The sequence below is a fragment of the Crocosphaera sp. genome (assembly GCF_030064895.1).
In the GTDB taxonomy this organism is placed as follows: domain Bacteria; phylum Cyanobacteriota; class Cyanobacteriia; order Cyanobacteriales; family Microcystaceae; genus Crocosphaera.
Map to the genome: position 1 here is coordinate 1 of NZ_JASJEB010000090.1, position 14,540 is coordinate 14,540.

Below are 14,540 nucleotides of genomic sequence, written 5' to 3' on the forward strand. Positions count from 1 at the left end.
CTCTTGCGGAAGGCGAGAGTCTGCCTGTGGAGGCTGTGTTAGACCAAAATAAGACTTGTCTTATTGAGGCAACGGCCAATGAGACGGGAAACCTCGAAGACGAATAAAACCGTCCTTGAGTTGAGTTGTCGTTGGGAAGCCCCAACTTCAGCGAAGCAAGTTGGGGTACTTCACAATGCTTATAATAATCTAAGGATTTTTCAGAGAATAAATAACAGTTATGGAAGACCTTTGGTTTCAACCCTTTATTTGGACAGATTATCGCCTTGCTATTTTATTTACAGTCATCATCCCCTTAATTTTAAGTATTTGGGCTTTACTTAAACAAGTTGATGCCATTGGACGTTTATTCATTATTTATTGGCGAGTAGCTAGTTTATTATTGATTACAGTTTATTTATTAGCCCCTGGTTGGGTAGGAGAAAACTCTCCTTTTGAAGCATTTTGTGGACAAGTCGGCTTTATTGCTGCTTTAGCTGCACGTATCCTCATCCCCATTTCTTTATGGTTTTGGGTGGATTTGAACGATGAAATTAAGGATTTACCGGGGAGTTTCCTGAAATTGATGGTAACTTCCTGGCGTTGGGCAGTCACAGTGTATGGTAGTATCGGTGCAATGGTTCATGTCCCTTTTCTCTCCTGTGCCATATCCCCAGACAGCTTAGAAACTCCATTTTGTCAAGCTTGGATACAAGCACCGGTGGGTTATTGGTCTTTAATTCATGGGGATGCAACTGCTGGTTTTATGGGATTTATAGGTTTATTGGGATTATCAATTTATGTTCTCTATTTTGCCTATTTTTTACTTATTCGTCTTGGAAAACAAGGAAGATCAGCGTTAGATCACTAAAATAAGCTGTTAAGCATCTAAATTACTATACTAGACTGACACCGGAGACGTGGGGAAAGGGAGACGGGGAGACGGTTTGCTAATTTATTGCTTAACTTTATGATATGGGGTTTAAATGCAAAACAGCTTAATAGATAATGAATAATTACTTACATCTTCTTGAATTAATTGTTAATTATTAATTGATAAAATGGTTTTCTAATTCAATAATTGCTTTTAAAGAAGCTTGAGTTTTTCCCTCTTTTTTATTTTGTCCCAAAGCTTCTGTTTCAATCAGCATTTCATCTGACCATTGAACCTGACAACAACATCGCCATTGATCGTCTATTTTATTGTATAAATAAACTGGATTTTTAAGCTTTGATCGCTGCAATACGGTGTGTAAATAGGCGATAGGATTATTGATAGCTTCTGAAGGAACCATTGATAAGTCTAATGGTTCTTCACTAATAACAGAAGCAGGGGCTAAGAAGGTAGTTTCTTCTTTTATTTGATCGTCTAAAGCAGTTTGATCAATCTCTGTAACTTCATGTAATTTATCTTCTAATTTTCCTTGTAACCAATGAAGATTAGATTGGTGTTTAGCAGTTTGCTTACTATTAGCAATAGAGGGTTGACTTGTAGTCTTTTCTTCAAATACAGTCCAGAAAGCAAATTTTCCTGAACTTGTTTTTTTGTCAACATAATCCACAGTAGTTTGACCAACAGTAGCAGCAATTTGCAAAATTTGAGTTGCTAAGATAGGTTGTTCCTTTAAATAGTTTAATAGCTGTTCTTTAATCAAAGTTCGATTGTCGGGATTTTCATATTCACCAAACACCAAATAATATAAATCTGACGGTTTTAGAGTACAATTTTCTAAACGTTGTTGCGCTTCAGGGACTAATTTATCTAGCTTAGAAAATTTAATACTCTCTTTGAGAACTTGGGAGAATTCTTTATCTGATAAAGTAGGAATAGTCTCTTGCTTATTCAAAATAGTAACAGTTTTAGCCAGACGCTGTTCTCTAAAATGTTCGTTACGTTTTTCTTTGACTTCTTGTTTTTTATCGTTGATATGTTTGGCGATCGCTTGTAATTCTTCTACCTTATAAGGAGACTCTTTCTCCTCAATGAAAACCCTTTTAAGAATGCGATGATTGATATAGTCAGCGAAGCGACGGATAGGTGAAGTAAAATGGGTATAAGCCCCAACAGACAGGGCAAAATGGCCAATTACAGCCGGGGAATAAGTAGCAGGGTTTAACCAACTTTGCAGTTTCTGACGCACTAACTCTGGTAGTCCAAGGGTAGTTAACGTTTCCATTAAAAGTTGATTCTCAGGGGCGATGGCTGAAGCTGTATGATTACGGTATAAGATGGGCAGTCGGTGTTCTTCTGCTAAACTAGCTACGGCAGTATTAGCCAAGACCATAAACTCTTGAATAATTTGTTGAGAATGGTATAAGGGAGTCTCGATTAATCGTCCTTCCTCGTCCAAAGTAACCCCAGCGATGGTACTTTGACCAAAAGCCCCTCGTTTTTGCCGTTTCCAGGCGAGTTTTTGCGCCCAGAGTTCACAATAGCGTAAAACTTGAAACAGAGGCTTTGAAGGGTCATGTAGGGTCTTATCCGCACTTATATAAGAGAATCTCTTAATGCTATTTAGATGGGTAGATAAGAGTTGAGTTTTTTTGATATTGGCCGCTTCATCTAAAGTAATGCGAATTGTAATAGTCCATCGGGGTTTATCTTCGAGTAAGGATAGTTTATCCTCCGATAACTGACGGGGAAACATAGGGTTATTACCTGTGGCCAAATAACGGGTTTCCACCCTTGAAAATGCTTGTTGTTCCAGTTGGGAGTTGCGGGGAACTAAAGCAGTAACATCGGCAATATGAACAGAAATGACCACCCCTGACTGATTGGGTTCTATCCACAAAGCATCATCTAAGTCTTTTGAAGTTTCGCTATCAATAGTAAACCCTAAAACCTGTTTTCTATCATCAATGTTTAAGGGTTCTTGCAGCAGTTTATTGATTTCATCATGAGGAATAAGAGAAGGGGTCATTTTTATTTACTGAATTTTCAAACTAAACCGGAACGTAAAGCAACAACAGCAGCTTGTACGCGATCATCCACAGCTAATTTGTTCATAATACCTCGAACGTGGGTTTTAATGGTATTGGTGCTTAAGTATAAGTCTTCGGCAATTTCATTGTTACTTTTCCCTTCTACAATTAACTTTAAAACCTCTAATTCTCGTTCTGATAAGAGGCCAATATTTTGATTAGGTTCTGGGGTGGGAGGTTTCAAGTTATTTAAGACTAATCGAGCAATTTGGGGATCAAGATAAGTCGCCCCATCTTGGGCCGCCTCAATAGCTGCTAATAATCGCTCTAAACTTGCCCCTTTGATACAATAAGCATCGGCACCACTGGATAAAGCGGCCACTACCTCGGTTTGTAAGGTATGGGACGTTAACATGACCACATGAATATCTGGTAACTGTTCTTTGATTTGCTTAGTAGCTGCGATCCCATCCAAACGGGGTAGTCCGATGTCCATAACTACTAAATCAGGTTTGAGTTCCAAAGCTTTTTGAACACCGATGTAGCCGTCTTCAGCTTGTCCAACAATCTCAAAGTTGGGATGTTCGCTTAAAGCTTGTTCTAAGCCTAACTGCATCAGGGGGTCGTCTTCAACGATTAAAATTCGCATGGGGTTTAATAAAGGATAATGGATAATTAAATTGTAGAATAATACCCCAAATCTAAATCTAAAATATCAATTCTACTTGTTACCAAACTTTATATTTGATAAAAAAAACCCTTAGAAGTATAGAATACAAATGAACAAAGTGTTTATTATTGTCTAAGTGAGAGAATTATGTCAAAAACTATAACCATTCGTTTGGACGATGAAAAGTATGAACTGTTTAAGAAGTTTGCTGCTATAGATAACAGGGCTATTTCTAATTTTATTGAGACAGCAACTTTAAGATATATTGAACAGCTAGAGTATGCTGACGAGGATGAAATGGCTGAAATTAATTCTGATGAAGACTTACAACAATCATTAAAACGCGGACGAACTGATGTCACAAAAAATAGAAAGCGCCGAGTTACCTAACTATCAAGTCTTTATCGCCTCTGAATATGATAAACAGATCAAGAAGTTTCCCTCAAAAGATAGAGCTTTTATTGAGAAGAAAATGGCAGAATATGTTATCCCTCAGTTAAAAAAGGAGCCTCATTTTGGTTTAAATATTAAGAAACTGAAAAACTATGAGCCTCCAACTTGGCGTTACCGAATCGGGAAGTATAGAGTTTTTTATAAAATTGATACCGAAGCTAAAGAAGTGGACATCCTGACGATTTCTCCCAGAAAAGATGCTTATTAGGTAGCTTGTTAACAAAAACTATTGACCTTCTAAGCGATCGCATCTAATTATTCAGAAGGATTAGTTGAAGAGATCGATCAATTTACCCAAGATAGGCCAGAGGAATGACAGTGTTATGCTGAAATTCACCCATCTAGGGGAGGCAAAAAGATTCTCTCCTTAGGCACTCTTTAAGTTAGAGTGAGAGAGTTAAATTTTATGAGTTCACCTCGTCATCCCTGGCAATTGTTCGACTTTGCCGTTATCCCAGTAGCTCTGGCCTATTGGATCAGTGGTTTATTGGCTCATGCAAGTACCAACCTTAACACGGAGGTTGCCCCTCTTTGGGTTCCCAGTGGCATTGCTTTAACTGCATTGCTAATTTATGGGGAAAAAGTCTGGTTAGGCATTTTTCTGGGTGATGCTCTGTTGATGTTTGCTTTAGGAGTAAACTGGGGACTAATCCTAAGTTCTGCTGGCGGTAGCACCCTCTGTGCTTGGTTAGGGTTTAAATTATTGCGTTGGTGCGGTTTTTCCTCTCGTTTGTCTCGCATCGATGATGTGGTCCGGTTAATCTTGTTAGCAGGGATGCTTGCTTCTGGGGTCAATGCAACCTTAGAAAGCTTGTCAGCTTTGTTGATGGGTTCTCTCAATTGGCAGAATTTTGCCTCACACTGGTGGATGGTGGGGTTAGGGGACTGTAGTAGTATTTTGGTGATAACGCCTTTTGTATTGCGAATTTGCCTTGATGGGGCAGGTTTATTTCGGCGTTATCACAAACAGCGAGTTATCGAAGTGATTATCTGTAGCGGACTTTTATTGGGGTTAAGTTGGATGGTTTTTTCTCATCATAACCAGGTAGATATGTTAATGGAAGGCAGTTTGAGTAATGCTCGTTATTTGGAATATTTACCTTTCCCCATCGTGGTTTGGGCGGCTATTCGCTTCCAAACTTGGGGGGCGGTTTTAGGTAGTTTCTGTTTAGCTTTATTGGCGATCGCGGGAACACTCCAAGGAGTCGGTCCGTTTGTGATACAAACTAATAATGATTCTCAAACTATTTTGTTGCTACAAATGTTTATTATTGTTGTCAGTGGCACTGCTTTATTATTATCAGCAGCAGTGACAGAAAGACAACGGGCAGAACTACAGTTAAGAAGAACTTTAGAACGGGATCATTTGTTGGCGGAAGTGTCTTTGAAAATTCGTCAATCTCTTGATTTGGAACAGATTTTTAAGACTACTGTTACAGAAATTCGTCAGTTAATTAAGGCAGATAGGGTATTTATTGCATCTTGGCAAGATAGCGGACGTATTGAGGTGGTAGCTGAGTCCCTTAATGGTGATTATCCTAGTTTATTAGGAAGTAATGCTAGGGATAATTTGTTAACGGCTTTACCGTATCTTTTTACCCAGGCAGAAACGTTTATTGCTGATGATATTACCAACTTTAATTTATCCCCAACGGTACAAGAATATACCCAACGTTATCAGATTAAGGCTGCTTTGGTAGTGCCTTTACATTTAGATGGTAAACCATTAGGTTTATTGGTAGCTCATCAATGTTTAGGAGTCCGTCGTTGGCATAAACAAGAGGTGAAATTATTAGAACAATTAGCCGGTCAAGTTATGATTGCTATGAGTCAGTCCCAACTTTACCAAACGGTACAAAAGTTGAATTGTAATTTAGAAAAACAGGTAGAAGAACGCACCCATCAACTACAAGAAAAAATCAGAGAAGTTCAAAAGTTACATGATATGAAGGCGGTGTTTTTACAGGCAGTTTCCCATGATTTACGTACGTCGATTATGGGTTTATTAATGTTGTTAAAAAATAGACAAAATTGTGCTGGAGATAGCTTAACTTTATCTCGGTCTATTCTGGATAGAATGATCAATAGTAGTGAGCGTCAATTAACTTTAATTAATGCACTATCTGAGGATCATTTTTCTGAAGAACGACATTTAATGATTCATTCTGAACCGTTATCTTTATCTGAATTCATTAATGAACTTATCCGAGAATGGCAGCCATTGTTACAGCAAAATCAAGCTAATTTAATTGCTAATATTAACCATAATTTACCCTTGATTTGTGGAGACAAAGAACAACTTCATCATGTGTTTGATCATCTTGTTACTAATTCCCTAAAACATAATCCTCCTGGAATTAATTTAGGTATTGATGTAACGGTTAAACAAGGAATGATCTATTGCAGTTTAACTGATAATGGGGTAGGAATGTGTGAACAACAATGTGATCAATTGTTTAAATTATACCTTCGTAGTTTACACGATAGAAGAAGAACTGGTATCGGTTTAGGTTCTTACCAATGTCGTCAAATTATTGAAGCACATGGGGGTAAAATTGGGGTAAGAAGTACCCCCGGTCATGGCTGTCAATTCTGGTTTACCCTTCCTATGGCTAAAAGTCAACCTTCAGCAGTAAGTTGAAAGAATTTAGAATGGGTAAATTATCACAAAAAATTAGTTCTTAAAACGGCTAATTTCTTAATTAAAGATTAACAAGTTCAGTCCTTGATAATTTTTCTGTAAAAATGAGAATAGAGCGTTTCTCGGACTCATGAGGTACACTTAATATCTAACTCCGAACTCTGAACTCCGAACTCCGAACTCCTAAAACTAGAAAACGGTGTACCTCACAAGTATGGTAAATGCTATAGTATCTTTATTTATTTAATGGATTATGAAGCTTCCTCCTCAGTTAGAAAACCTAAGAAAAGAGTTAGAAGCAACCAAAAAACTCTATCTAAAAATAACCCCTTCTTTTAGTAATAAACTGACTTTATGGGAGAGTAAGTTTGGAGGAGAACCCTATTTTCCTAAACAGTTAGAATATCCCAAAAGTCCAGACGGTAATCCTTTAGTTTTATTAGCTCAAATTAATTTTTCTGAAACTTTATTATTAGAGAATTTTCCTAAAGAAGGAATCTTACAATTTTATATCGATAGTTATCATGATTTATATGGGATGAGTGATGAAGATTTGGCTGAGCAAACATATTTTCGAGTTATTTATTTTGATAAGATTGATTTAGATGAAAACAATTTAATTACTGATTTTAGTTTCTTACCAAGTATTGATGATCCTGATGTTATTTTACCATTTATTGGTAGTTTTGCCTTGAATTTTACTCAAAAATATGAGCCGATGACAGGGTGTGATTATCGTTTAGAAACAATGATAGAAAATTTTGTCAGTGACTTAGAAGAAAATATAGATTATTATGATCTTTTAGATGATTATTTTGACTTATACGCAGGAGAAGAACATAAATTAGGGGGTTATCCTTTTTTTACTCAAGATGATCCCAGAATGAATTTTGATGAAGATATAGAACCTTATGAATTACTGTTTCAAATGGTCTCTGATGAAGACGCTGACATTATCTGGGGAGATATGGGAGTGGGTAACTTTTTTATTCAACCTTCTGCACTCAAAAATTTAGATTTTAGTCAGGTTATTTATTCTTACGATTGTTCTTAATCTCTAACAGATTATAACAGGTTATATTTAACCAGTAATAAAATAAAAGCAGTCTCCTGGAGTTTAACCCATGAATGAACCTTCTACCGTTACTTATCCCACAGCAGACATACTCAAACGCATTGAGGACAAACTAGACAGCAATCATAAAGAAGTTAATCACAAGTTTGATAAGATAAACGAACGTCTCACCAACTTAGAAGTAGGACAAGCAAAGTTGACTGAGAAAGTTAATGGTATAGATAAGCGACTGGAAAAGGTAGAAAGTAATCAAGAAATCTTAGTTAAGGAAGTATCTGACCTAAAGGGAGCTAAATCTCTCATTATTCCTATCATTGTCGCTGTAACAACTGCTTTCTTGACTTTGATAGCTCGATTGATACCTAATATTTTCCAGTAATCAATCAATACAAACGTTCACTAACGAACCATAATATATAGTCCGAGAAGTAGTTAACTATTACAACAGCGATCGCCTCATAAAAACCCTCGATGCTCAAGTTTGAATGCCAATGTATACAACAAGTTGACTATCAAGTAATACAAAAGTTCACCAACGAACCATGAAATACATTCCCAGAAGTAGTTAACTCTTACAGTAGCGATCACCTGATCAAAACCCTAGCACTATAGTTTAAACCCGAATATTTATCACAGGTTAACTTGCGACTCTTACCAAGTAATACAAACATTCACCAACGAACCATGAAATACATTCCCAGAAGTAGTTAACTCTTACAGTAGCGATCGCCTGATCAAAACCCTAGTGCTATAGTTTGAATGCCAATGTATACAACAAGTTGACTATCAAGTAATACAAATATTCACCAACGAACCATGAAATACATTCCCAGAAGTAGTTAACTGTTACATTAGCGATCGCCTGATCAAAACCTGAGCATCTATAGTTTGAACCTCAATCTATGTAACAGGTTATAAAAGGTTATATTTAGTCACTAATAAAAATGATCCATAATGAGATGAAAATCTTAAATGTATATTGGTGGTATGCACAAATAAAACCCTATGATTGGGATTTGACAAATAATAATTTTAAAATCAAGATTGAAGAAACTACTCCAAAAATAAAACTACCATTCTTGTGGTTTAACAAAATTAACACAAACTCTGGTGTTATAGAATTTGGTGATAATTCAGATATCTTGTTTTTAAAGTCTTGATCAGTTACGATACCTTTTGTCTTAATAAGACCCTCTATTTCCGATTTAGTAGGTATTGTTGCCTCAATAGACACATCTACAGAAAAATGTACCACACAGATTAACAAGAACACCAATACCACGAACATTATAAGATTCCCTATAATTTTAGAGTTATAAATATTAATAAATTCATATTTTACCTGTGATGCTACTATAATAAAGCCCAGTATAATACCAATTATTATAAATAAGTAATTTATAGATTTTGGTGTATATTTTTGTTTGTATTCGTTTATTGCTTTTTCTATCTTTTGTTCACTTATCTTATTATCAGTTTTAATCTCACTGTCTATTTTTTCATCATCTTTAGGTTGTTGAGGTATTGGTATATCTGTTGAGGTTGGGTTTAACTCAATAAATCGTTGATTATTTTTGCTATCACTTAAATTACCAGCAATCCATCCTGTGAATTCTTCTTTTGGACAATTAGATAAAGATGTTTGATTATCCTGTGGATTTACTGTTATTTCATACCAAATTTCTCCGTTAATAAGTTCTACAGCATCATCTTCATTAGTTGTAAATTGTGTCCCTTTTCCAATTGCACAGCTTTTATTATTTTCTCCTTTTACTCTATCTGCTAAGGTATATTTCCCATCTATTATAGAAGGAATATCTGTTCTTACTCGTACCCCATTCTGATTTATAACGACTCCTTGAACTGTTTGGTTAGTACCTGATTGAGCAGTGCTTTGAGAATGTAATTGAGTAATAACAAAAAAAGATACAAAAATAATAAATAATATAGAGATTATTTTTTTCAACAAAAACTTGGGAGTTTTAAACATTTGACAATACCAATTATTTATTAAAACTAAATAATTTTATTATTTGCTCATATTATACACTACACAACTTAAAGTAATTATTTAATCAAATCTTAATCTTATGTAATTCCCTACATTGCGATCGCCTGATCAAAACCCTAGTGCTATAGTTTAAATCCAAATCTATGTAACAGGTAATAACAGGTTACATAAAATCAGGAAGCGGTTGAATGTTATTAAACCCATACGGTGGTATATTTACGGTCAGGGTTCATGATACATTGGCATTAATGGTTCAAAATATTCTCGAAATGCCTACTCTTACTGCAACCCCCTTAAACTTTCCCTTAACTGCCGTTGTTGGCCAAGAAGCCATCAAACTCGCCTTATTATTAGCAGCAGTAGACCCAGGTTTAGGAGGTGTGGTCATTGCAGGGAGACGAGGAACAGCAAAATCAGTGCTTGCTAGGGGAATACACGCGCTTTTGCCTCCTATTGAAAGAATAGAAGATAATCCCTTTAACTGCGATCGCAACAAACCCAGTGAATGGGACGACAACACCCAAGAAGAATATTTAAACAAACGCCCCGAAGACATCACCACAGAAATAGTACCGGCACCCTTTATCCAAGTTCCTATCGGTGTTACAGAAGATAGATTATTAGGGTCGGTAGATGTAGAAGAGTCCGTTAAACAAGGAGAAGCTATCTTTCAACCTGGTTTGTTGGCACAAGCAAATAGAGGAGTGTTATACGTAGATGAAATAAACCTTTTAGACGATCAAATATCCAACCAACTCTTAAGCGTATTAACCGACGGTAGAAACCAAATAGAAAGAGAAGGGATAAGCTTTCAACATCCCTGTAAACCTATTCTAATCTCCACTTATAATCCCGAAGAAGGACCATTAAGACGGCATTTATTAGACCGAATTGCGATCGCCCTTTCAGCAGACGGAGTATTAGCCCTAGATCAACGGGTACAAGCCGTTAACCAAGCTTTAGACTATGCTAACTCCCCCCAAAGCTTTCTTGCTCAATATAACGACGAAATAGACGACATTAAAACACAAATTATTTTAGCCAGAGAATGGTTAAAAGAAGTTACCATAACTCCTGATCAGGTTCAATATTTAGTCGAAGAAGCCATCAGAGGGGGTGTAGAAGGGCATCGCGCCGAACTTTTTGCTGTTCGAGTCGCCAAAGCCTCAGCCGCCCTAGATGGACGAAATACTATCAATTCAGAGGATTTAAGAAGAGCAGTAGAACTGGTGATCGTTCCTCGTTCCACCATGATGCAACCTCCTCCAGAAGATGCCCCTCAACCTCCTCCTCCTCCCCCACCACAGCAACCTCAAGATGAATCTAATCAAGATGAAGAGGAACAAGAAGAGGAAGAAGATAATAACGAAGAACCGGAACAAGAACCCCCAGGTATTCCCGAAGAGTTCGTTTTTGACATAGAAGGAGTCATATTAGACCCCAGTGTGCTGTATTTTGCACAGATGGCGCAAAATCAAGGTAAGTCAGGAAGTCGTAACTTAATCTTTTCCGACGATCGCGGACGCTACGTTAAACCCATGTTACCCAAAGGCAAAGTCAGACGTATTGCCGTGGATGCAACCTTACGGGCAGCAGCCCCCTATCAAAAATCTCGACGTTTAAAGCATCCTGGACGCAATGTTATCGTCGAACAGGGTGACATACGTTCTAAGCGTTTAGCACGGAAAGCAGGGGCTTTAATCGTGTTTGTAGTGGACGCTTCCGGGTCAATGGCCTTAAACCGGATGCAGTCTGCTAAAGGTGCAGTGATGCGTCTGTTGACAGAAGCTTACGAAAACAGGGACCAAGTAGCCTTAATACCCTTCAGAGGGGAACAAGCAGACGTATTGTTACCCCCCACCCGTTCCATTTCTTTAGCCCGTAAACGCCTGGAAACCTTGCCTTGTGGGGGCGGTTCACCTTTAGCACATGGGTTAACCCAAGCGGTTCATGTGGGGATGAATGCAAAGATGTCGGGGGATATTGGTCAAGTGGTGATAGTTGCTATTACCGATGGACGGGGTAATATTCCTTTAGCTAAGTCTTTAGGGGAACCCATACCGGAAGGAGAAAAGCCAGATATTAAACAAGAATTGTTAGATATTGCTGGAAAAATTCGGGCTTTAGGCATTAAATTATTGATGATAGATACAGAGAAAAAATTTGTTTCAACAGGGTTTGGGAAGGAGATGGCACAAACCGCCGGAGGTACTTATTATCAGTTACCAAGAGCAACAGATCAGGCTATTGCACAGATGGCTAGAGGGGCGATCGCTGATTTAAAATAATTATTCTCAGATGGGGAAACATTAATGATTTTCCTAAAGGAGACAAATCATAAACTAGGAAGAGATAGATTAGGTTAGACTAGTTTCATCAGAAATTAAAATACTATTCATTTAAGAGTTATGACTGCCAATAATTGGGACAAGACTGGTGTTATATTTGGTGGACTTAGTGTAGTAATCGCAATTTTCACATTTATAACCCCAGAAGTAAGATGTAGCTTTGGACTTAAGTCTGAATCTTGTTTACCTCAAGACGACAATTCTCCAACAAAAGTTATTCCTACACCAACGATACAAGATTCACAACCCCTATATCCAAGTCCATCACAATCTCGACCTTCTCGGCCTTCTCGGCCTTCTTCAAAATTACTCCCTACTATAACTTATGACAATTTAGTAAATTTAATAGCCGAAGGAAAATTAGATGATGCTGATAGAGTAACGACTCAGCTTGTAGCAAGAATCGTTACTATAGGAGGGAATGATACTTGTCAACGTCTTCAAGCTATAGACCAAGCATGGACTATCCATTCTAATAATAAATTTGGATTTAGTAAAAATGAAAAGCTACCTAATCGAGTAATGATTAAAAGACTATTAAATCTTCAATCAAGTGTTCAAGGAATTCAATTTGATGATTTAGACACACTGTTGCAAAACTGCGGGATCTATTAGTGCGATCACCGATCAAAATGAAACCTAACCATCATAAATTTGTGTTTAATTATATTAGTGGCAATAGAATGTTAGAGAAAAACTAACCGAGCGTTATAATGGACTTAACAAGCTATTATTAAGGATTTTAGAAATTCAGCCATGGCCTCCATAAGATATGGTAAATTTGCTAGTAAAGACTATTGAAAGAGGACAAGCAACTATCGATTCTGCTGAAGCTAGTATTCAAGAAGTCAAAAAAAATTGGAGTTTATGATGGATGAATCTTTTTCTGTCCCTGATGAAAACTTAAGACAAGAAAGTGTCAAAAACTTACAATAAGTACAAATAAACTAAGACTTTTGGCTTAGAAATTGAAGAAGTTTTAGGAATAGCAAATATCGAACTTTTGCGCCAACCTAGAAAACGTCTAGAAAACTCGGTTAACAATTCAATTACATGATGTAAATTACTTAATATTGTTGGTTAAGTTAAGGATAGATAAGCATAAAAAATTATGACAATCACTCCAAAATCAGAGTAAAAAAGAAAAACAGTGAAAACTGCTACACAAGATAGTAAAACTCTCTTTTTACAACAAGCAAGTACATTTAGTTATGATACTTGTATCTCTGAATTAAGAAACAATATTTATCAAGCAAGAGGACGTTCTGAAACCGACGAAGATGTATTTTCTTGACAGGGATACCTTAACCCATCTTCATGCAGGTAATACTAATTTTATTAATCGATTATAAAGCTTAAAATATGAAAAAATCGCTGATTTATATGATAAAATCTTGAGAGAACAGATAGAACATAAAAATAAAAAATAATGACAATAGACGTTAGACAAGCGGTTAGTCAAGCCAAAAATCATGTGAATCAAATTATCGATCTTTTTGGCAAAGTAAATGATATCAGATTAGAAGAAATAGAACTATCATCAGACAAAAAATCCTGGTTTATAACCTTGGGTTTTTTATTTGATTCACCAATTAATCAACAGAAAACTATTCCTGATATATTAAAGACGACAATGAAAATAAGAGAATATAAAGTTGTTGAAATAGATGCAGAGACAGGAGAACTTAAATCGATTAAAATCAGAGAATTATAATGGATTATATTGAGAAACTTTTAAATAGATATCGAAATAAAGGAATTTTAATTGATACTAATATTTTGTTACTTTTAATTGTAGGATCTTCTAACCGTAAGCGAATTTCTCAATTTAAACGAACTGAACAGTTCATCCCTGAAGACTATGATTTATTAATCAAACTTATTGATCTATTTCCTAAAATAATCACAACTCCGAATATTTTAACTGAAGTTAATAGTTTAACCAATCAAATAGGTGAACCAGAAAGATCTAAATGCTTTGCTATATTTGCTCAATTGATTTCTGAAATAGAGGAATTTACTTTATCTAGTCAAGATATTGTTAAAAATAATGGATTTATCAAATTTGGGTTGACTGACTGTGGAATTGTAGAAGTATCTAAGAATCAATATTTAGTTTTAACTGATGATTTTAAATTGTTTAATTATCTACAAAAATTAGGAATTGATTCGATTAATTTTAATCATCTTCGAGTTTACTTATGGTAATAGTGCGCACCGCGAAGCGGATCTCTTCGAGATCGCTGATTTAACATAGAGATGATTCTTTTAGGGTTGAAATATTGGACAGCGATCGCCTTCAATTAAGATATAATATTCAAAGACCATTAAAAAAAGGATAATTAATAATTGCTTCTGTTGACAATACTAATTTTGTCAAATAAATTAAATATTTTGGCTGATTATTGTTAGAATAAACACTAAATAAAAATCTCAACTAA

At 36.1% G+C, this 14,540-nt stretch carries 14 protein-coding genes; 11 read left to right on the forward strand and 3 right to left on the reverse strand.

Going from position 1 to position 14,540, the window contains the following annotated elements; translation table 11 throughout:
• Positions 1-220 precede the first annotated feature (220 nt).
• Positions 221-850 (forward strand): DUF3177 family protein, encoded by a 630-nt coding sequence (locus QNJ66_RS18285; protein WP_300509484.1) that lies wholly within the window; start codon positions 221-223, stop codon positions 848-850.
• A 178-nt stretch (positions 851-1,028) separates the two neighbouring features.
• Here QNJ66_RS18285 and QNJ66_RS18290 read toward each other — a convergent pair whose 3' ends face one another.
• Positions 1,029-2,900, reverse strand: a complete 1,872-nt coding sequence (locus QNJ66_RS18290; RefSeq protein ID WP_300509486.1) for an RNB domain-containing ribonuclease — start codon at positions 2,898-2,900, stop codon at positions 1,029-1,031.
• Positions 2,901-2,917: 17 nt separating this feature from the next.
• Entirely contained in the window at positions 2,918-3,550 is a 633-nt protein-coding gene (locus QNJ66_RS18295) for a response regulator transcription factor (RefSeq protein ID WP_300509488.1), read from the reverse strand.
• A gap of 168 nt (positions 3,551-3,718) precedes the next feature.
• Here QNJ66_RS18295 and QNJ66_RS18300 point away from each other — a divergent pair, with 168 nt between their 5' ends.
• From QNJ66_RS18300 to QNJ66_RS18320, 5 genes are all read left to right on the forward strand, one after another.
• Entirely contained in the window at positions 3,719-3,961 is a 243-nt protein-coding gene (locus QNJ66_RS18300) for a DUF6290 family protein (RefSeq protein WP_300509490.1), read from the forward strand.
• Positions 3,927-4,232, forward strand: coding sequence for a type II toxin-antitoxin system RelE/ParE family toxin (locus QNJ66_RS18305; RefSeq protein ID WP_300509491.1), 306 nt, complete (start codon positions 3,927-3,929; stop codon positions 4,230-4,232). Before QNJ66_RS18300 ends, QNJ66_RS18305 begins: the two co-directional genes overlap by 35 nt.
• Positions 4,233-4,430: 198 nt before the next feature.
• Positions 4,431-6,665, forward strand: coding sequence for an MASE1 domain-containing protein (locus QNJ66_RS18310; RefSeq protein WP_300509493.1), 2,235 nt, complete (start codon positions 4,431-4,433; stop codon positions 6,663-6,665).
• A 253-nt stretch (positions 6,666-6,918) separates the two neighbouring features.
• A complete protein-coding gene (locus tag QNJ66_RS18315; RefSeq protein WP_300509495.1) occupies positions 6,919-7,719 on the forward strand; it encodes a YwqG family protein in 801 nt (266 codons plus the stop codon).
• A 70-nt stretch (positions 7,720-7,789) separates the two neighbouring features.
• Positions 7,790-8,119: a shikimate dehydrogenase gene (locus QNJ66_RS18320; protein ID WP_300509497.1), complete on the forward strand. Its 330-nt coding sequence runs from the start codon at positions 7,790-7,792 to the stop codon at positions 8,117-8,119.
• Positions 8,120-8,743: 624 nt separating this feature from the next.
• Here QNJ66_RS18320 and QNJ66_RS18325 read toward each other — a convergent pair.
• A complete protein-coding gene (locus QNJ66_RS18325) occupies positions 8,744-9,730 on the reverse strand; it encodes a hypothetical protein (RefSeq protein ID WP_300509499.1) in 987 nt (328 codons plus the stop codon).
• Between the two features lie 290 nt (positions 9,731-10,020).
• On the opposite strand from QNJ66_RS18325, the gene bchD reads away from it, so the two are divergent.
• The 5 genes from bchD (at position 10,021) to QNJ66_RS18350 (ending at position 14,307) form a co-directional block, all read left to right on the forward strand.
• Positions 10,021-12,039, forward strand: coding sequence for a magnesium chelatase ATPase subunit D (gene bchD / locus QNJ66_RS18330; protein ID WP_300509546.1), 2,019 nt, complete (start codon positions 10,021-10,023; stop codon positions 12,037-12,039).
• Between the two features lie 120 nt (positions 12,040-12,159).
• Positions 12,160-12,714 carry a GUN4 domain-containing protein gene (locus tag QNJ66_RS18335; RefSeq protein ID WP_300509501.1) on the forward strand — a complete coding sequence of 185 codons (555 nt, stop codon included), beginning with the start codon at positions 12,160-12,162 and terminating at the stop codon, positions 12,712-12,714.
• Positions 12,715-13,249: 535 nt separating this feature from the next.
• A complete protein-coding gene (locus QNJ66_RS18340) occupies positions 13,250-13,393 on the forward strand; it encodes a hypothetical protein (protein WP_300509503.1) in 144 nt (47 codons plus the stop codon).
• 135 nt (positions 13,394-13,528) lie between these two features.
• Complete coding sequence (locus QNJ66_RS18345) at positions 13,529-13,813, forward strand: hypothetical protein (RefSeq protein ID WP_300509505.1); 285 nt, start codon at positions 13,529-13,531, stop codon at positions 13,811-13,813.
• Complete coding sequence (locus QNJ66_RS18350) at positions 13,813-14,307, forward strand: PIN domain-containing protein (protein WP_300509507.1); 495 nt, start codon at positions 13,813-13,815, stop codon at positions 14,305-14,307. The genes QNJ66_RS18345 and QNJ66_RS18350 overlap by 1 nt, the downstream gene beginning before the upstream one ends.
• The last annotated feature ends 233 nt before the right edge of the window (positions 14,308-14,540 follow it).